This window comes from Massilia agri (assembly GCF_024753255.1).
Taxonomy (GTDB): domain Bacteria; phylum Pseudomonadota; class Gammaproteobacteria; order Burkholderiales; family Burkholderiaceae_D; genus Telluria; species Telluria agri.
Genome location: NZ_JANUHA010000006.1, coordinates 179,445 through 198,497, shown reverse-complemented (window position 1 = coordinate 198,497; position 19,053 = coordinate 179,445). Strand labels below are relative to the sequence as shown.

Genomic DNA, 19,053 nt, shown 5'->3' with positions numbered 1-19,053 from the left:
CTTGGAAATGGCCTGCCCAGCTGGGTTCGAACCAGCGACCCTCAGCTTAGAAGGCTGATGCTCTATCCAACTGAGCTATGGGCAGATGATGGCGCCGCGTGCGGAGCCGCAAATGAAACGGGCTGTCGATCGACAGCCCGCGGAGGAAGCCTTGGTCGGAGTACAAGGATTCGAACCTTGGACCCCCTGGTCCCAAACCAGGTGCGCTACCGGGCTGCGCTACACTCCGATGTAAGGCCGATGATACTCGCTGGGGAATGGCGCGTCAAATCAGGCGGCAAGCTTGTCGGCGATGCGGCGGGCCATGCTTTCCGCCTGCGCCGCTTCCTTCGCCTCGACCATGACGCGGATCAGGGGTTCGGTGCCGGAGGCGCGGATCAGCACGCGGCCATTGTCGCCCAGCTCGCGCTCGACGGCTTCCTTCTCGGCCACCATGGCCTTGTCCTGGGTCCAGTCGAAGCCCGGCGTGACCTTCTTGTTGATCAGGGTCTGGGGATACAGCTTCAGTTCGCTGCAGCACTCTGCCAGCGACTTGTTGCTGCGGCGCAGGGCCGACAGCACCTGCAGGGCCGAGACGATGCCGTCGCCGGTGGTGTGCTTGTCCAGGGCCAGCAGGTGGCCCGAGCTTTCGCCGCCGAACAGCCAGCCGCGCTCCTGCATCACTTCCAGCACGTAGCGGTCGCCGACCTTGGCGCGCGCGAAGCCCACGCCCATTTCCTTGAAGGCGACCTCGAGCGCCATATTCGTCATGAGGGTGCCGACGGCGCCCGCCACCGGGCCGGTCGACATGCGGTCGCGCACCATCAGGTAGAGCAGTTCGTCGCCGTTGTAGACGCGGCCGGTGGCGTCGACCATGATCAGGCGGTCGGCATCGCCGTCCAGTGCGATGCCGAGGTCGGCCCTGTTGGCCACCACGGCTTCCGACAGCGCTTTCGGCGCAGTCGCGCCGACGCCGGCATTGATGTTGAAGCCGTCCGGCGAGGCGCCGATCGAGACGACCTCGGCGCCGAGTTCATGGAAGACATGCGGAGCGATGTTGTAGGCGGCGCCGTGGGCGCTGTCGACCACGATCTTCAGGCCGCGCAGGTCCAGTTCGTTCGGGAAGGTGCTCTTGCAGAATTCGATGTAGCGGCCCTGGGCATCGCGCAGGCGTGTCGCGCGGCCCAGCTTGTCCGAGGGGACGCAGCCCATTGGCTCATCCAGGGCTTCCTCGATTTCCAGTTCGACCGCGTCCGGCAGCTTGGTGCCATGTTGCGAGAAGAACTTGATGCCATTGTCCTGGAAAGGATTGTGCGAAGCGGAGATGACGACGCCGGCCTGCAGGCGCAGCGCGCGGGTGAGGTAGGCGATCGCCGGGGTCGGCATCGGGCCGGCCAGCATGGAGTCGACGCCGGCGGCGGAAAAGCCCGCTTCCAGTGCGGCTTCGAGCATATAACCCGAGATGCGGGTGTCCTTGCCGATCAGGACCACCGGGCGCCCGCTGCTCGACTTGGCGCCGCGCGCCAGCACCTTGCCGGCCGCGTAGCCGAGGCGCATCACGAAATCAGGCGTAATCGGCGCCTCGCCTACCAGACCACGAACACCATCCGTACCGAAATATTTGCGTGCCATTTTCTTCTCTTTCTTTCCGTGATTAAACGCCTTGCGTATTTTATCTGTAGTAATTATTTCACGTCGTCACGATTCATTCGTGCGCGGCATGCCATACCTTCAGCGCGTCGACGGTCTCTGCGACATCGTGCACCCGTACAATTTTAGCGCCATGCGCTACCGCAGCCAATGCTCCGCCCACGCTGCCGGCGACGCGCTGCTCGACCGGACGCCCCGTGATGGCGCCGATCATGGATTTGCGCGACAGGCCGGCCAGCACCGGCAGGCCGACTTCATCGCGAATGCGCTTCAATTCGCGCAGCAAGGCGTAGTTGTGCTCGACCGTCTTGCCGAAGCCGAAGCCGGGGTCGATGCAGATGCGTTCGCGCGCGATGCCCTCCCCCACCATCACCGCGACGCGCGCCTTCAGGAAGTCGATCACTTCCTGCACCACGTCCGTATAGCTGGGCTCCTGCTGCATGGTTTGCGGCGTGGCTTGCATGTGCATCAGGCACAGGCCGCAATCGCTGTCGCGCACCGCATCGATGGCGCCCGGCGCACGAAAGCCATTGATGTCGTTGATCATGTCGGCGCCGGCGATGATGGCTTCCCGCATGACCTCGGGCTTGCAGGTGTCGACCGAGAGCGCGACGTCCAGCGTGCGCAGCGCGTACAGGGTCGGCATGACGCGCGCCAGCTCCTCGGCCACCGGGACGCTGGGCGAACCCGGGCGGGTCGACTCGCCGCCGATGTCGATCATGGTGGCGCCGTCGCGCATCATCTCCTCGGCGTGGGACAAGGCGAACTCGAGGCCCTGGTAGCGGCCGCCGTCGGAGAAGGAATCGGGGGTGACGTTCAGGATGCCCATCACGACAGGATGGGCGGAGGACGGGCCGTCCAGCGCGAAGCTGTACTGGCCGCATTGCAATTGCTTGGGCATAGGGATAGTGAAAAGCGTTAACGAACAAAAGGCATCCTGGTGGATGCCTTTTGCTTTACTGGATCAGGCGATCAGGCCGGCGCCGTTGCGTTCGGAGCCACACCGCCGCCGCTGTCGCCCGGCGGGTTACGCTTGGTGAGCAGGCCGGTCTTCGGCTGGCGCGGCTCGCGGCCGGCCATGATGTCGTTGATCTGCTCGGCGTCGATGGTTTCCCAGTCGAGCAGCGCCTTGGTCATCATTTCGACCTTGTCGCGGTTCTCTTCCAGCAGGCGGCGCGCCAGCGCGTACTGCGTGTCGAGGATGGCGCGGATCTCGGCGTCGACCTTCTGCTGCGTCGCTTCCGAGATGGTCTTGGTGGCGCCGCCGAAGAAGCCTTCGTTCTCGCTGTCTTCGTACACCATCACGCCCATGCTCTCGGACATGCCGAAGCGGGTCACCATCGAACGGGCCAGCTTGGTAGCGCGGGCGAAATCGTTCGAGGCGCCGGTCGACATCTGGCCGACAAAAATTTCCTCAGCGATGCGGCCGCCGAACAGGATCGAGATCTCTTCCAGCATCTTGTCCTTGTAGCCCGACAGGTTGTCGTGCTCGGGCAGCTGCCAGGTCAGGCCGAGGGCATAGCCGCGCGGCATGATCGTGACCTTGTGGACCGGGTCGGCTTTCGGCAGCAGCTTGGCGACCACCGCGTGGCCCGACTCGTGGTAGGCCGTGTTGCGGCGCTCTTCCTCGCGCATGACCATGGACTTGCGCTCGGGACCCATGTAGATCTTGTCCTTGGCGTCTTCGAAGTCGATCATCTCGACCAGGCGCTTGCTGCGGCGCGCGGCGAACAGCGCGGCCTCGTTGACCAGGTTGGCCAGGTCGGCGCCCGAGAAGCCCGGGGTGCCGCGCGCCAGGATGTCGGCCTTGACGTCGGTACCGATCGGCACCTTGCGCATATGCACGTTCAGGATCTGCTCGCGGCCGCGGATGTCCGGCAGGCCGACCATCACCTGGCGGTCGAAACGGCCCGGACGCAGCAGCGCCTTGTCCAGCACGTCGGCGCGGTTGGTCGCGGCGATGACGATGACGCCCGAGGAGGCTTCGAAGCCGTCCATCTCGACCAGCAGCTGGTTCAGGGTCTGTTCGCGTTCGTCGTTGCCGCCGCCCATGCCGGCGCCACGATGGCGGCCGACGGCGTCGATCTCGTCGATGAAGATGATGCAGGGCGAGTGCTTCTTGGCGTTCTCGAACATGTCGCGGACACGGCTTGCACCGACACCGACGAACATCTCGACGAAGTCGGAACCCGAGATCGAGAAGAACGGCACCTTCGCCTCGCCGGCGATGGCGCGCGCCAGCAGGGTCTTGCCGGTACCCGGCGGGCCCACCATCAGCACGCCACGCGGGATACGGCCGCCCAGCTTCTGGAACTTGGTCGGATCTTTCAGGAAGTCGACGATCTCTGAGACTTCCTCTTTCGCCTCGTCGCAGCCTGCGACGTCGGCGAAAGTGACGGTATTGTTGGTTTCATCGAGCATGCGCGCCTTCGACTTGCCGAAAGAGAAAGCGCCGCCCTTGCCGCCACCCTGCATCTGGCGCATGAAGAAGACCCACACGCCGATGAGCAGGAGCATCGGGAACCAGGAAATGAAGACCTGCTGCAGGAAGCCGGGTTCTTCCGGCGGACGCACGTCGAAGCGCACACCGTTGTCGCGCAGGTCGCCGATCAGGCCACGGTCGAGGATGGTCGCGGTGGCGCGGACCTTGGTGTCGTCGGTCCTGGTCGCGGTAATGTTCTGGCCTTCGATCAGGACATCCTTGATGCGACGTGCCTTCACCTCATCGAGCAGCTCGGAATAAGCGATGGTCTTGCTGCCGCCGGCGACGCTGTGGTTGTCGAACTGCTTGAACAGCATGAACAACAGCAGCGCAACGACCACCCAGATGGCGGATTTGGAAAACATATTATTCACGAAAACTCCTCCGATGCGGATTGCATCTCTACCGATTTCAGTATGACGATTTTAACCGCAATAAGCCGACGCTGCCACGCAACGTACGGCAATAGTGCCGAAAAGCCATTTTTACACGCTGGACGGGCAAGGCAACCGTTTGCGCTGCCAGCCTTACGCGGCTGATGTGCGGTTGCAACGCCGAATATCAAGGGCGGGCAAGACCGAAACACCGAAAAAGCAAGGAATTCAGGCCGCCGGATTCTTCAGACCGCGTCCGAGCAGGAAAATTTCCGACGATTTGTCCCGGCTCGCCTTGGGTTTGACCTGTTTGACGGTTTTGAATTCGTCGCGGAATTTTTCCAGGATTTGGGTGAAGCCCATGTCCTTGAAACACTTCACTAGCAATGCCCCACTTGGCTTCATATGGTTTTGCGAAAACTCAATAGCCAGGTCGATCAGGTGTTCCATCCGCGCTGCATCGGCGGTCGGGATGCCGGACAGGTTGGGCGCCATATCGGACAGCACGAGATCGGCCTTGCGCCCCTGGAGCAGCTCGTCGAGCTGGCCGAGCACCTCTTCCTCGCGGAAGTCGCCCTGGATGTATTGGACGTCGGCAATCGGCTCCATCGGCAGCATGTCGAGCCCGATGATGGTGCCGTGGATGCCGCCACCGTCGGCGCCGGCCAGCTTGCGGCGGGTGTACTGGGCCCAGCTGCCCGGGGTGCAGCCGAGGTCGACGATCACCTGGCCCGGCTTGATCAGCTTCTCGCTTTCGTCGATTTCCTTGAGCTTGTAGGCGGCGCGGGCGCGGAAGCCCTCTTTCTGGGCCAGTTTGACGTAAGGGTCGTTAATATGGTCGTGCAACCAGTTTTTGTTTAATTTGTTCTTGGCCATTCGCGTAGAATACTGCTTTTAAAGGTACATCCCAAAAATTATTATGCTTAAACTCACTCCGGCCGAGCGCAGCGCACTGCGTGCCGAAGCCCACGGACTCAACCCGGTCGTCATGATCGGCGAATCGGGCCTGACCGAATCGGTCATGAAGGAAATCGCTTCCAGCCTCGACGCCCATGGCCTGATCAAGGTCCGCGTGTTCGGCGACGACCGCGAAGCCCGCATCGCCATGTACGAACAGATCTGCGCCGAACTCGACGCGGCTCCGGTCCAGCACATCGGCAAGCTCCTGGTGCTCTACCGTCCGAAAAAGGAAGCCGTCAAGGAACGCAGCAGCAAGGCCGGCAAGGGCATGCGCGAAGTCACCATTGTCAAGGCCAGCGCCAGCGGCACCAAGAAGCCGAGCGTCACCAAGGTCATGCTGAAGGGGAACGAACGCGTTACCGCGGGCGGCAACATCAAGCGCGCCAAGCCGCGCCAGGCTTCGACCAAGAAGAATGCACTGAATAAGTGATGAAAACCGGGGTCACCCGGTTTTTTTTCGCTGTCGTTGTACGTAGGGTGGGCGATCCCTCGCCCACGCGTTCAAGCGGCCGGTGCGTACTCGGGCAATCGTTTCGTCCGTGCTCGCCGGAGTTGAACGCGTGGGCGGAGGACCGCCCACCCTACCAATCAGCGGCTCTTGAGCACCAGGATGGCCGCCAGCACGCTCTCGATCACGTGGAAGAGCTGCGACACGCCATGCATGACGGCGAACTGCGTCCAGTATGGCGACGCCCTCACCCCGTTCGGGCCGGCCAGCTCGCGCATCTGCGCCATGGCCGGCTGCAATCCCGCCCACATCACCAGCGCGCAGGCCAGCATGGCCAGCACCAGCAGGTTCAGGAAGCGTTGTCGTCCCGGCGCCAGGTCCGGCGAGACGCGCACCAGCACCAGCATCAGCGCCGCGCAGGCGATCGACACCCAGCCCAGGCGCGTCAGGAGCTGCGCCACGACGTCTCCCGCGACAAGGCTGGGCATCGCCGCAAAGACCGCCGGCGCCGCGATATAGCCGAGCGCCCACAGGGCGCCCGCCCACAGCACCGCCACCAGCAGGCGCGCGCCGGCGATGCGGGAAGCGGAAGGCGGGAGCGCCTGGCCCATCAGACGTAGCGGACTTCGAGGATTTCGTATTCGCGCGGGCCCGACGGGGCCTGCACTTCGACCACGTCGCCGGCGTACTTGCCGATCAGGGCGCGGGCGATCGGCGAGGTGACCGAGACCTTGTTCAGCTTGATGTCGGCTTCGTCGATGCCGACGATCTGGTAGCTGACCTTCTGGCCGCTTTCCAGGTCTTCCAGGTCCACGGTCGAGGCGAACACGACGCGGCCTTCCGCATCCAGCGTGGCCGGGTCGATGATCTGGGCGGCGCTCAGCTTGCCCTCGAGTTCCGCGATGCGGCCTTCGATGAAGGCCTGGCGCTCTTTCGCCGCATCGTACTCGGCATTTTCGGACAGGTCGCCGTGCGAACGCGCTTCGGCGATCGCATCGATCACATTACGGCGCTCCTTGGTCTTGAGCTGGTGCAGCTCTTCCTTCAGGAGTTCGGCGCCGTATTTGGTCAGTGGTACGGTAGTGTTCATGTCGCTCTATGCTGTTCGTGATTGGACGTACCAAGTGAAAACCACAGAGGGCGCGCGACGCTTATGCCGCGCGAGCTCTGTGGTTCTTGGTACTACGTGCTGCTTAGTTTAAGGTTTTATGCAGACCTTGTAAATCGTAGACGCGCAGTTCGTCCAGGTGGCGCATGCCCTCGATCGCGGCTTCCGCGCCGGCGATGGTCGTGTAGGTGACCACGCGCGACTGCAGGGCCGAGGTACGGATGGTGCGCGAGTCGTTGATCGCCGAACGCTTCTCTTCCACGGTGTTGATCACCATGACGATCTCGCGGTTCTTGATCATGTCGACCACGTGCGGACGGCCTTCGAGCACCTTGTTCACCTGGCGCACCGGCAGGCCGGCCGCTTCGATGACGGCCGCGGTGCCCTTGGTGGCCACCAGCGAGAAGCCCAGCGACACGAGTTCGCGCGCCACGTTGACCGCGCGCGGCTTGTCCGTGCCCTTCACCGACAGGAAGACGGTGCCCTTGGCCGGCAGGTTGATGCCCGCGGCCAGCTGCGACTTGACGAAGGCTTCGCCGAAGGTCTCGCCCACGCCCATGACTTCGCCGGTCGACTTCATCTCCGGTCCGAGGATGGTGTCGACGCCCGGGAACTTCACGAAGGGGAACACGACTTCCTTGACGCTGTAGAACGGCGGCGTCACTTCCCTGGTGACGCCCTGCTGCGCCAGGGTCTGGCCGACCATGCAGCGCGCCGCTATTTTTGCAAGCTGCAGCCCCGTCGCCTTCGACACGAACGGCACGGTACGCGAAGCACGCGGGTTCACTTCCAGTACGAACACGGTGTCGACCGTCTTGCCGTCGACTTCCGACTGCTGGATGGCGAACTGCACGTTCATCAGGCCGACCACGTTCAGGGCCTTGGCCATCAGGGACGTCTGGTGCTTGAGTTCAGCGATGGTCTCTTCCGACAGCGAGTACGGCGGCAGCGAGCAGGCCGAGTCGCCCGAGTGCACGCCGGCCTGTTCAATGTGTTCCATCACGCCGCCGATGAAGGTGGCTTCGCCGTCCGAGATGCAGTCGACGTCGACTTCGATGGCGTCGTTCAGGAAGCGGTCCAGCAGCACCGGCGAATCGTTCGAGACCTTGACCGCTTCGCGCATGTAGCGCTCGAGGTCGCGCTGCTCGTGGACGATTTCCATCGCGCGGCCGCCCAGCACGTAGGACGGACGCACCACCAGCGGGTAACCGATTTCGTCGGCCAGCGCCAGGGCGTCGGCTTCGGTGCGCGCGGTGCGGTTCGGCGGCTGGCGCAGGCCGAGCTTCTGCAGCAGCTGCTGGAAGCGTTCGCGGTCTTCGGCCGCGTCGATCATGTCCGGCGAGGTGCCGATGATGGGCACGCCGTTGGCTTCGAGGTCGAGGGCCAGCTTCAGCGGCGTCTGGCCGCCGTACTGAACGATCACGCCCACAGGCTTTTCCAGGTCGACGATTTCCAGCACGTCTTCCAGGGTCAGCGATTCGAAGTACAGGCGGTCCGAGGTGTCGTAGTCGGTGGAGACGGTCTCCGGGTTGCAGTTGACCATGATGGTTTCAAAGCCGTCTTCGCGCATGGCGAGGGCCGCGTGGACGCAGCAGTAGTCGAACTCGATGCCCTGGCCGATGCGGTTCGGGCCACCGCCCAGCACCATGATCTTCTTCTTGTCGGTCGGGTTGGACTCGCACTCCTCGTCATAGGTCGAGTACATGTAGGCGGTGTTGGTCGAGAACTCGGCCGCGCAGGTGTCGACGCGCTTGTACACCGGGCGGATGCCCATGGCGTGGCGGCGTTCGCGCACGGCCTGCGGGGTGGTCTGCATCAGGAAGGCCAGGCGGCGGTCCGAGAAGCCCTTCTGCTTGAGCTTGTACAGGGTCGGCTTGTCCAGGCTGTCGAGCTTCTGGTGGTCGAGCCACAGCTCGATGTCGACGATTTCCTTGATCTGGATGAGGAACCACGGATCGATCTTGGTGAGGTTGTGCACCTCTTCCAGGGTGAAGCCCTGGGCAAAGGCGTCACCCACGTACCAGATGCGGTCCGGGCCCGGCTCGCCCAGCTCTTCCTCGATCTTCTCGCGGTCGCGGGTCTTCTCGTTCAGGCCGTCGACGCCGACTTCCAGGCCGCGTAGCGCCTTCTGGAAGGATTCCTGGAAGGTGCGGCCCATGGCCATGACTTCACCCACCGATTTCATCTGGGTGGTCAGGTGCTTGTCCGCGGCCGGGAATTTTTCGAAGGTGAAGCGCGGGATCTTGGTGACGACGTAGTCGATCGACGGTTCGAAGGACGCCGGGGTGGCGCCGCCGGTGATCTCGTTGCGCAGCTCGTCGAGCGTGAAGCCGACGGCCAGCTTGGCCGCGACTTTCGCGATCGGGAAGCCGGTCGCCTTCGAGGCCAGCGCCGAGGAACGCGAGACGCGCGGGTTCATCTCGATGACGATCATGCGGCCGTCCTTCGGATTGATCGCGAACTGCACGTTCGAGCCGCCGGTGTCGACGCCGATCTCGCGCAGCACGTTGATCGACGCGTTGCGCATGATCTGGTATTCCTTGTCCGTCAGGGTCTGCGCCGGCGCGACGGTGATCGAGTCGCCGGTGTGCACGCCCATCGGGTCGAGGTTTTCGATCGAGCAGATGATGATGCAGTTGTCCTTCTTGTCGCGGACAACTTCCATCTCGTACTCTTTCCAGCCGAGCAGCGATTCTTCGATCAGCAGCTCGTTGGTCGGCGAGGCTTCCAGGCCGCGCTTGCAGATCTGTTCGAACTCTTCCTCGTTGTAGGCGATGCCGCCGCCGCTGCCGCCCATGGTGAAGGACGGACGGATGATGGTCGGGAAGCCCAGCTCGCGCTGCACCGCCCACGACTCTTCCATTGAGTGCGCCACGCCCGAGCGCGCCGAACCGAGGCCGATCTTGGTCATCGCGTCCTTGAACTTGGCGCGGTCTTCGGCCTTGTCGATCGCTTCCGGGGTCGCGCCGATCAGCTCGACCTTGTATTTGTCCAGCACGCCGTTGCGGTGCAGGTCGAGCGCGCAGTTCAGCGCGGTCTGGCCGCCCATGGTCGGCAGGATCGCGTCAGGACGTTCCTTGTCGATGATGCGCTCGACGACCTTCCAGGTGATCGGCTCGATGTAGGTGACGTCCGCGGTTTCCGGGTCGGTCATGATGGTCGCCGGGTTCGAATTGACCAGGATGACCTTGTAGCCTTCTTCACGCAGAGCCTTGCAGGCCTGGGCGCCCGAGTAATCGAATTCGACCGCCTGGCCGATGACGATCGGACCGGCGCCGATGATCAGGATGCTTTTGATATCACTACGTTTTGGCATATTAGTTCTTCTCCGCGGCTTGCATCAGGCTGATGAAGCGGTCAAACAGGTAGGCGACGTCGGTCGGGCCGGGCGAGGCTTCCGGGTGGCCCTGGAAGCAGAAAGCGGGTTTGTCGGTGCGCTCGAAGCCCTGCAGCGAGCCATCGAACAGCGAGACGTGGGTGACGCGGCAGTTGGCCGGCAGGGTTTCCGGGTCGACCGCGAAACCGTGGTTCTGCGAGGTGATCAGGACTTTCTTCGAATCGAGGTCCTGCACCGGATGGTTGGCGCCGTGGTGGCCGAACTTCATCTTCATGGTCTTGGCCCCGGATGCCAGCGCCATGATCTGGTGGCCCAGGCAGATGCCGAAGGTCGGGATGCCCTTCTCGATCAGCTCGCGGCTGGCCTTGATGGCGTAGTCGCAGGGCTCCGGGTCGCCGGGACCGTTGGCCAGGAAGATACCGTCCGGGTTGAGCTTGAGCGCGTCTTCCGCGGTGGCTTCCGCCGGCAGCACGGTGACCTTGCAGCCGCGCTCGGCCAGCATGCGCAGGATGTTGCGCTTGACGCCGTAGTCGAAGGCGACCACGTGGTACTGGGGATTTTCCTGCTTTCCGAAGCCCTGGCCGAGCTTCCACTCGGTCTCGGTGAAGACATACGGCTCTTTCACCGACACGACCTTGGCCAGGTCCATGCCTGCCAGGCCCGGGAAGGAACGGGCCAGCTCCAGTGCCTGGGCTTCTTGAGGCTCCTTGCCCTGCACGCCGGTGACGATGGCGCCGGCCTGGGCGCCCTTCTCGCGCAGGATGCGGGTGAGTTTGCGGGTGTCGATGCCGGCGATGGCCACCACATTTTCTTGCTTCAGGTAGTCCGACAGCGATTGCGTGGAACGGAAATTCGATGCCAGCAGCGGCAGGTCACGGATGATCAGGCCGGCGGCGTGGACCTTGGAGGCCTCGACGTCGGCCGGGTTGACGCCGTAGTTGCCGATGTGCGGGTACGTCAGGGTGACGATCTGACGCGAGTAGCTGGGGTCGGTGAGGATTTCCTGGTAGCCGGTAATCGCGGTGTTGAACACCACTTCACCGGTCGTGTGACCGGCGGCGCCAATGGAATATCCTTTGAAAATCGTTCCGTCTGCGAGGGCCAGGATGGCCGGGACGGCTGGGCCAGAAAAAAATGGCGGCAAGGGTAACTCCCAATAAAGTTACCGTAGCTGCGCCACGTCAGACCGACATCCAAAATGCCCGGGCGGTATGCTGCCTGCCGGGAGATGGACATCTAGTTGAATGAGGGATGGTGGGTAGGCGCTACGGCTGATGTGTGAATGGTTAAACTTCCAAATTATAGCGTGGATTGGCCCTATTCGGCAATGCAGCAATTTTAAAAAATCGGCGCAATTTCTGCCTTTTCACACCGGAAACGTGTGCGCTTCGCCCTTTATTGCTGATTTCGCGAAAAACAAAAAAGGCGCCCGCAGGCGCCTTCCGTGACAGGCCGCTTACGCGTTCAGCCCTGGATCAGGGCCGCGATGCCGGCCTTGGCGATCTGCGCATCCTCGTTCGACTTCACGCCCGACACGCCGACGGCGCCGATCACGTGGCCGTCGACGATCACCGGCACGCCGCCCTCCAGCATGCCCTCGATTTCCGGCGCGGACAGGAAGGACACGCGGCCGTTGTTGATCACGTCCTCGTACACCTTCGATTCGCGGCGGCCGAGCGCGGCGGTCTTGGCCTTGGCCGGTGCGATATAGGACGAGGTCGGCGCAGCGCCATCCAGGCGCTGGAACCACAGCAGGTGGCCGCCGTCGTCGACGATGGCGAAGGACACCGCCCAGTGATTGCGCAGCGCTTCGGCTTCCGCGCCGGCGGCGATCTTCTTGATGTCTTCGAGGGTGAGGTAAGGTTTCGATTGCATATTGGGTCCTGTTATTGGGGTTGCTGCTTGGCCTTGAGCTTGGCCTTGATCTGCGGCATGGCCTGCGCGGCCGCCTGCTCGCCGGCGAGGATGGCCAGGTTACGGTTGGTGAAGTCGGCGCTGCCCATATTGCCGAGGGCCGGGGTGATGACGATGTCGGCTTCCTTCAGCTCGAAATGGTTCAGGCGCTGGCCCATGATGCTGAAGGTCTGCATCAGGACGTCGAGCGAGCTGGCGGTGGCTGCGCCTTCGGTTGCGCTCGAAATATTCACCGCGATAATGAAGTCCGCACCCATGTCCTTGGTGAACTTGACCGGCACCGGAGCCACCAGGCCGCCGTCGACATAGGTGTTCGCGCCAATCTTCACCGGCTGGAACACGCTCGGCACCGACGAGGAGGCACGCACGGCCATGCCGGTGTTACCCCTATTAAAAAGAATGGGCTTGCCGGTCTTGAGGTCGGTGGCGACGGCGCCGAAGCGGATCTTCAGGCGCTCCATCGGCACGTTGTTCACAGCCTTGTTCACGTAGTTCTGCAGCGCCTCCCCTTTCAGCACGCCGGTCGACTTGCCGAACAGCGGCAGCGCCCAGTCCGAGATCGTCGCCTCGTCCATGCCCATGGCCGTCTTCTGCAAGGTAAAGCCGTTCATGCCCGAAGCGTAGAGGGCGCCGACCACCGAGCCGGCGCTGGTGCCGACCACGATCTCGGGCACGATGCCCTGGGCTTCGAGGGCCTTGATGACGCCGATGTGGGCGAAGCCACGCGCGGCGCCGCCGCCCAGCGCCAGGCCGATACGGACTTTGCGCGGGGGAGCGGGGGGAGTGACTTGCTGGGCGACCGGGGAGGCCGGGGGTGGAGTCGGGGTGCTGCCGCAGGCAGTCAGGAGCAGCGCGGCGCAGGCGATCAGGGAGCTACGGCGAAAGAACATATGCGGAGGAAATGAGAACGAGGCACGATTGTACCTCGACTCTCTACCCCAACGCTCAGGACGCCTGGCCCGGGCCGACGCACTTCGAAAAGCCGAACCGTATGTGCTCCCCACCGGCCTTGGCGGCCGCTTTTTTTGCACTGTGTTCGCTCACGTTGGTTAGTTACAAATTGCGAGAACTCATTAGGGTCAGAGTCGAATTACCGGGCAAGGTTTTCAAGTTGCCGGCAATTCGACTCCGACCCTAATTGTCGAGGAGTAACGGTACCGAAACGCAATGAGGGTCAGAGTTCAATTATTCGGAAATTTAACAATCTTTCCCAATAATTTGACTCTGACCCTCATTATGCTCTGACCCTCATTATGGATGTGGACGGGCTTCAGCCCGGCAAGGAGGTATTCGGCAACGACGCGGTAAAGGTACTCCCCTGCCCCGGCACCGAACTGATGCTCAAGCGCCCGCCATGCCGGATCAGCACGTGCTTGACGATCGCCAGCCCCAGCCCGGTACCCTGCGTCTCGCGCGAGCGACTCTTGTCGACCCGGTAGAAGCGCTCGGTGAGCCTGGAAATGTGGATCGGTTCGATCCCGATCCCGCAATCCGTCACCGAGAACCGCAGATCGTTCGCCCCACGCGTCCACTTCAGGCGGATCGTGCCGCCGTTCGGCGAATAGCGCACCGCATTCGAGGCCAGGTTGGCGAAGGCGCTGCGCAGCTCTTCCAGGCTGCCCATCACGTCGGGGCCGTCGACATCGACCGCGATCTCGTGGCGCCCGCCGGACAGCGCGCGCGCTTCCGCCGCGACCGAATCGACCATCGCGCGCATATCGACCCGCTCGCGCTTGAGCGGGAACTCGTCCGACTCCAGGCGCGACAGGGTCAGCATGTCGCCGATCAGGCGCTGCATGCGGTGTGCCTGTTCCGTCATCAGTTCCAGGTGGGCGGTGCGGGTGGCCACGTCCAGGCCGGGATCCGACATCGCGATCTCGAGGAAGCCGACGATCACGGTCAGCGGCGTGCGCAGCTCGTGCGAGGCGTTGGCGATGAAGTCGCGGCGCATGGCTTCGATGCGCTCGGTATCGGTGGCGTCGTGCGTCACCAGGATCTGGCGCCGGTTCTCGAATGGGATGATGCGGCATTCGAGCTTGCGGCCACGGAAGGACAGCGTCAGCGGCTGCTCGTAGCGCCCCAGGATCACGTAGTCGATGAATTCAGGATGGCGCACCAGGTTGGTCACGCGCAGGCCCTTGTCACGCGCCATGGTCAGGCCGAGATGGCGCTCGGCCGCCTCGTTGCACCATTCCAGGAACAGGACGTCGTCCATGATGGCCACGCCTTCCGGCAGCAGCTGCATCGCCTCGCGGAAGCGCGCCAGCCATTCGGCCATCTCGGCCTGGTGGCGCTCGTCCTCGCGCCGCAGCCTGTACAGGCGCGCGAACACGTCGGTCCATGCGCCCCAGCCGTCCGGCAGGCGGCTCGAGTGCGGGTCGACCAGCCACTCGCCCAGCTCGTGCAGGTAGCGCAGCTGGACGAACAGGGCCACGACGACCGCGCCCAGTGCGAACACCAGTCCCGCCACCAGTCCGCCCATCCACCAGACGACGCCCGCCGCCACGAACAGCAGCGCCAGGCGCAGGACGGCCGGCACCCAGAACAGTACCTTCGAACTCATCGATCTCATCGTGGCGCGCGCACTCGTCTATTTTTCGGACAGCATGTAGCCGACGCTGCGTACGGTGCGGATCAGGCCATCTGCGCTCTTCAGGGCCTTGCGCAGGCGCAGCACGTGCACGTCCACCGTGCGCTCCTCGATCACGGCGTGGTCGCCCCATACCTTGTCGAGCAGCTGGGCGCGCGAGAACACGCGCTCGCGGTGCGCCATCAGGAACTTGAGCAGCTTGTACTCGGCATTGCCGATGTCGATCTGCTGGTTCTCGACGCTGACGGTGCAGCTATTCGGGTCCAGCACCACGCTTCCCGCGCGCAGCGGCGCCTCGGCCAGGTGCGGGCTTTTGCGGCGCAGCAGCGCGCGCGAGCGTGCCAGCAGCTCGCGCGGCGAGAAGGGCTTGGTGACGTAGTCGTCGGCGCCCGTGTTCAGGCCCGCGATCTTGTCTTCTTCCATGCTCTTCGCGGTCAGCATGATGACCGGGATGTCCTGGAAATCGCGGTCGCCGCGCAGGCGCGAGAGCAGGCGCAGGCCGCTCTGGTCCGGGAGCATCCAGTCAAGCAGGACCAGGTCGGGCTTGCCATGGGTGATGCTGTCCCAGGCGCCGGCGACGGTATCGGCGGTGCGGATGTCCCAGCCGGCCTCGCGCAGCGAGTACTTCACCAGTTCGACGATGGCGGGTTCGTCTTCGACGACCAGAACGCGTGTGCTGTCGACCATCGTCAGACTGCCGGCTCGCTGGCCACAGGTTTGCTGTGGCGGATGTCGCGGCCTTCGACCACGTAGATCACATACTCGGCGATGTTCTTCGCATGGTCGCCGATACGCTCGATGGCCTTGGCCACCCACAGGGTGTCCAGCGCCGAGGAGATCGTGCGCGGGTCTTCCATCATGAAGGTGATCAGGTTGCGCAGGATGGTGCGGAACTCGTGGTCGATGACTTCGTCGGCCGCGATCAGCTCCAGCGCCTGCTTGCCGTCCAGGCGGGCAAAAGCGTCCAGGGCGTTGTGCAGCAGGTCGCAAGTGCCCTTGGCGATGGTGCGCACCATGTCGTAGTGGGCGAAGGACACGCCGCCGCGCTCGTGCAGGCTCTTGGCGGTGCGGGCGATCTTCGAGGCCTCGTCGCCGATGCGTTCCAGGTCGGTGATGACCTTGATGGTCGCCATCACGGTGCGCAGGTCGTTCGCGGTCGGCTGGCGGCGCACGATCAGGTGGCTGCAGGCGTCGTCGAGCTGCACTTCCAGCTGGTTGACGGCCTGGTCGTCAAGGATCACGCGCTCGGCGCGCGCGGCGTCGCCAACGCGGAAAGCTTCGAGCGCCTCGTCGAATGCGGTTTCCACCATGCCGCCCATGAGCAGCACCTTCGAGCGGATCGCTTCCAGCTCGTGGTCGTACTGTTTGGATGAATGCTCGCCCGTCATATTCTTCTCCGTGTTCTTGTGTCGCTATTTTACCGATTACCGATCAGCCGAAGCGGCCGGTGATGTAGTCCTGCGTCTCTTTACGCGCCGGGTTCATGAAGATCTGGTCGGTCTCGCCGAACTCGACGAGTTCGCCCAGGTACATATACGCGGTGTAGTCGGAACAGCGGGCTGCCTGCTGCATATTGTGGGTCACGATGGTGATCGTGTAGTCCTGTTTTAGCTCGCTGATCAGCTCTTCGATCTTGGCCGTCGAGATCGGGTCGAGCGCGGAAGTCGGTTCATCGAGCAGCAGGACGTCCGGCTTCACCGCCACGCCGCGTGCGATGCACAGGCGCTGCTGCTGGCCGCCCGACAGCGACAGGCCGCTTTTATTCAGCTTGTCCTTGGCCTCTTCCCACAGGGCCGCCTTCTTCAGCGCCCACTCCACGCGCTCGTCCATCTCGCCCTTCGACAGGTTCTCGTAGAGGCGCACGCCGAAGGCGATGTTGTCGTAGATGGACATCGGGAACGGGGTCGGCTTCTGGAACACCATGCCGACCTTCGCACGCAGCATGTTCACGTCCACGCCCGGCTCCAGGATGTTACGGCCCCGGTACATGATCGACCCTTCCGCGCGCTGGCCCGGGTACAGGTCATACATGCGGTTCAGGGTGCGCAGCAGGGTCGACTTGCCGCAGCCCGAGGGGCCGATGAAGGCCGTCACCTGCTTGTCGTGGATGTCGAGCGAGACGTTCTTCAGGCTCTGGGTCTTCCCGTAGAAGAAATTCAGGCCCTCGATCTCGATCGTCTTGGCTTTGGCAGCGGTCGGCGCCGGTGCGGGTTTGGCTTGGGTCATCACGTTGTTTATTCCAATGAGGTCGTTATCGATCAGCGCGGGGTCTTCTGCGTGAACAGGGTGCGCGACAGGATGTTCAGGGCCAGCACGGTGAAGGTCACCAGCAGTGCGCCGCCCCAGGCCAGCGAACGCCAGTCGTCGTAGGGGCTCATTGCGTAGGTGTAGATCACCACCGGCAGGTTGGCCATCGGCGCATTCATGTCGGTGCTGAAGAACTGGTTGTTCAGGGCGGTGAACAGCAGCGGCGCGGTTTCACCCGAGACTCTAGCCACGGCCAGCAGCACACCGGTGATCACGCCGGCCTTGACTGCCCGCAGGCGCACCGTCATCGCCACCTTCCAGTGCGGGGCGCCAAGGGCGTAGGCCGCTTCCAGCAGGCTGTTCGGCACCAGGCGCAGCATATTGTCGGTGGTGCGCACCACGACCGGGATCGAGATCAGGGACAGCGCGATCGAGCCCGCATAGCCGGCGAAGTTGCCGACCTTCGAGACGTAGAGGGCGTAGACGAAGACGCCGATCACGATCGAAGGGGCCGACAGCATGATGTCGGTGACAAATCGCGTCACCTGGGCGAACTTGTTGTTCTCGCCGTATTCGGCCAGGTAAATGCCGGCCAGGATGCCGATCGGGGTGCTCACCAGGGTCGACAGGCCGACCATCATCAGGCTGCCGACGATGGCGTTGCGCAGGCCGCCCGGGCTGCCGGGGGCCGGCGTGTCCATGGTGAACAGGGTCATCGACAGGCCGCTGAAGCCTTCCTTCACCAGGGTCGCCAGGATCCACAACAGGACCGCGAGGCCGACGCCCATGGCGCAGACAGAGAGGAAGATGCCGACGCGGTGCGCCAGCAGGCGCTTGCGGTAGACGGGGTTTTTCGCTGCTGCGTGCATTATTTCGTTCCTTCTTTGCGGGACATGCCGATCAACATCAGCTTGGCGGCCGACAGCACGATAAAGGTGATGGCGAACAGGATCAGGCCCAGTGCGTACAGCGAGGACAGGTGCATCGCCGACGTCGCTTCGTTGAATTCATTGGCCAGGGTCGAGGAAATCGAGTTACCCGCCGAGAACAGCGACCAGGACAGGTCGTGGGCGTTGCCGATGACGAAGGTGACGGCCATGGTCTCGCCCAGCGCGCGGCCCAGGCCCAGCATCACGCCGCCGACCACGCCGTTGCGGGTGTAAGGCAGCACCACCTTGCGCACCACTTCCCACTTGGTGCAGCCAAGGCCATACGCGGATTCCTTGAGGACGGTCGGGACGATCTCGAACACGTCGCGCATCACCGAGGCGATGAAGGGGATGATCATGATCGCCAGGATCAGGCCGGCGGTCAGGATGCCGATGCCCATGACCGGGCCCTGGAACAGCTGGCCGATCACCGGCAGCTGGCCGATGGTGTTCTTCAGCAGCGGCTGCACGTGGTCGGCGAACAGCGGCGCGAACACGAAGAAGCCCCACATGCCGTAGATGATCGAGGGCACGCCCGCGAGCAGCTCGACCGCGGTGCCCAGCGGGCGGCGCAGCCAGGCCGGGCAGATCTCGGTCAGGAACAGGGCGATGCCGAAGCTGATCGGGAAGGCCACGGCGAGCGCGATGATCGAGGTGGCGAGCGTGCCCCAGATCGCGATCATGGCGCCGAACTGGTCGCCCACCGGGTCCCACTCCACGCGGGTGATGAAGGCGGCGCCGAATTCCTTCAGGGCCGGCGCCGCGCCGAGCGCGAGGGACACGATGATCCCGACCAGCACCAGCAGCACCGAGGCCGCGAACAGCAGCGTGAGCTTGTGGAAGAAGAAGTCCTGGATGCGCTGCTTGCGCATGGTGTTGCGCAGGGCCGCGGCCTGGCGGGCTTCGGATTCGGACGCGGCCTGGCCGGTCAGGTCGTCCAGCGCGACGGAGGGTTGTACGCTCATGGCTTTTTTGTCAATCTTCTAGGCAAACGGAAGGGCCGCAAGGTGTCACCCGGCAGCCCTGTTCAAGTTG

17 protein-coding genes and 2 tRNA genes are annotated in these 19,053 nt (G+C 63.7%); 1 reads left to right on the top strand and 18 read right to left on the bottom strand.

The annotated features are described in order from the left end of the window. Positions 1–8: 8 nt before the first annotated feature. The 6 genes from NX780_RS11240 to NX780_RS11215 form a co-directional block, all read right to left on the bottom strand. Positions 9–85: transfer RNA gene (locus NX780_RS11240), tRNA-Arg, on the bottom strand. A gap of 67 nt (positions 86–152) precedes the next feature. After that, positions 153–229, bottom strand: a tRNA-Pro gene (locus NX780_RS11235). Positions 230–270: 41 nt separating this feature from the next. Next, entirely contained in the window at positions 271–1,611 is a 1,341-nt protein-coding gene (gene glmM / locus NX780_RS11230) for a phosphoglucosamine mutase (protein WP_258827951.1), read from the bottom strand. 73 nt (positions 1,612–1,684) lie between these two features. Beyond that, positions 1,685–2,530 (bottom strand): dihydropteroate synthase, encoded by an 846-nt coding sequence (gene folP / locus NX780_RS11225; RefSeq protein WP_258827950.1) that lies wholly within the window; start codon positions 2,528–2,530, stop codon positions 1,685–1,687. A gap of 71 nt (positions 2,531–2,601) precedes the next feature. Further along, positions 2,602–4,485, bottom strand: a complete 1,884-nt coding sequence (gene ftsH / locus NX780_RS11220) for an ATP-dependent zinc metalloprotease FtsH (protein ID WP_258827949.1) — start codon at positions 4,483–4,485, stop codon at positions 2,602–2,604. 228 nt (positions 4,486–4,713) lie between these two features. Next, positions 4,714–5,361 carry an RlmE family RNA methyltransferase gene (locus tag NX780_RS11215; RefSeq protein ID WP_258827948.1) on the bottom strand — a complete coding sequence of 216 codons (648 nt, stop codon included), beginning with the start codon at positions 5,359–5,361 and terminating at the stop codon, positions 4,714–4,716. Positions 5,362–5,404: 43 nt separating this feature from the next. Between NX780_RS11215 and yhbY the strand changes: the two genes are divergently transcribed. Continuing rightward, positions 5,405–5,875: a ribosome assembly RNA-binding protein YhbY gene (gene yhbY / locus NX780_RS11210; protein ID WP_258827947.1), complete on the top strand. Its 471-nt coding sequence runs from the start codon at positions 5,405–5,407 to the stop codon at positions 5,873–5,875. A 158-nt stretch (positions 5,876–6,033) separates the two neighbouring features. On the opposite strand, the gene NX780_RS11205 is transcribed toward yhbY, so the two are convergent. The 12 genes from NX780_RS11205 to pstC all read right to left on the bottom strand — a co-directional run bounded on the left by NX780_RS11205 (position 6,034) and on the right by pstC (position 18,983). Beyond that, positions 6,034–6,504 carry a DUF4149 domain-containing protein gene (locus NX780_RS11205; RefSeq protein WP_258827946.1) on the bottom strand — a complete coding sequence of 157 codons (471 nt, stop codon included), beginning with the start codon at positions 6,502–6,504 and terminating at the stop codon, positions 6,034–6,036. Beyond that, positions 6,504–6,983, bottom strand: a complete 480-nt coding sequence (greA, locus tag NX780_RS11200; protein WP_258827945.1) for a transcription elongation factor GreA — start codon at positions 6,981–6,983, stop codon at positions 6,504–6,506. The genes NX780_RS11205 and greA overlap by 1 nt, the downstream gene beginning before the upstream one ends. Positions 6,984–7,086: 103 nt before the next feature. After that, the gene (carB, locus tag NX780_RS11195) at positions 7,087–10,317 is read right to left on the bottom strand and encodes a carbamoyl-phosphate synthase large subunit (protein WP_258827944.1); all 3,231 of its coding nucleotides are present in this window, start codon (positions 10,315–10,317) and stop codon (positions 7,087–7,089) included. Position 10,318: 1 nt separating this feature from the next. Next, positions 10,319–11,482: a glutamine-hydrolyzing carbamoyl-phosphate synthase small subunit gene (gene carA, locus NX780_RS11190; protein ID WP_258827943.1), complete on the bottom strand. Its 1,164-nt coding sequence runs from the start codon at positions 11,480–11,482 to the stop codon at positions 10,319–10,321. 320 nt (positions 11,483–11,802) lie between these two features. Then, on the bottom strand, positions 11,803–12,213 hold the full coding sequence (locus NX780_RS11185) for a GlcG/HbpS family heme-binding protein (protein WP_258827942.1): 411 nt from the start codon (positions 12,211–12,213) through the stop codon (positions 11,803–11,805). An 11-nt stretch (positions 12,214–12,224) separates the two neighbouring features. Beyond that, a complete protein-coding gene (locus NX780_RS11180) occupies positions 12,225–13,142 on the bottom strand; it encodes a patatin-like phospholipase family protein (RefSeq protein WP_258827941.1) in 918 nt (305 codons plus the stop codon). 380 nt (positions 13,143–13,522) lie between these two features. Continuing rightward, positions 13,523–14,815: a phosphate regulon sensor histidine kinase PhoR gene (gene phoR / locus NX780_RS11175; protein ID WP_258827940.1), complete on the bottom strand. Its 1,293-nt coding sequence runs from the start codon at positions 14,813–14,815 to the stop codon at positions 13,523–13,525. Between the two features lie 27 nt (positions 14,816–14,842). Beyond that, positions 14,843–15,529 (bottom strand): response regulator, encoded by a 687-nt coding sequence (locus tag NX780_RS11170; protein ID WP_258827939.1) that lies wholly within the window; start codon positions 15,527–15,529, stop codon positions 14,843–14,845. Between the two features lie 2 nt (positions 15,530–15,531). Further along, positions 15,532–16,230: a phosphate signaling complex protein PhoU gene (gene phoU, locus NX780_RS11165; protein WP_258827938.1), complete on the bottom strand. Its 699-nt coding sequence runs from the start codon at positions 16,228–16,230 to the stop codon at positions 15,532–15,534. 43 nt (positions 16,231–16,273) lie between these two features. Further along, on the bottom strand, positions 16,274–17,068 hold the full coding sequence (pstB, locus tag NX780_RS11160) for a phosphate ABC transporter ATP-binding protein PstB (RefSeq protein ID WP_258828032.1): 795 nt from the start codon (positions 17,066–17,068) through the stop codon (positions 16,274–16,276). 32 nt (positions 17,069–17,100) lie between these two features. Continuing rightward, positions 17,101–17,958: a phosphate ABC transporter permease PstA gene (gene pstA, locus NX780_RS11155; protein ID WP_258827937.1), complete on the bottom strand. Its 858-nt coding sequence runs from the start codon at positions 17,956–17,958 to the stop codon at positions 17,101–17,103. Further along, positions 17,958–18,983 (bottom strand): phosphate ABC transporter permease subunit PstC, encoded by a 1,026-nt coding sequence (gene pstC / locus NX780_RS11150; protein ID WP_258827936.1) that lies wholly within the window; start codon positions 18,981–18,983, stop codon positions 17,958–17,960. Before pstC ends, pstA begins: the two co-directional genes overlap by 1 nt. Between the last annotated feature and the right edge of the window lie 70 nt (positions 18,984–19,053).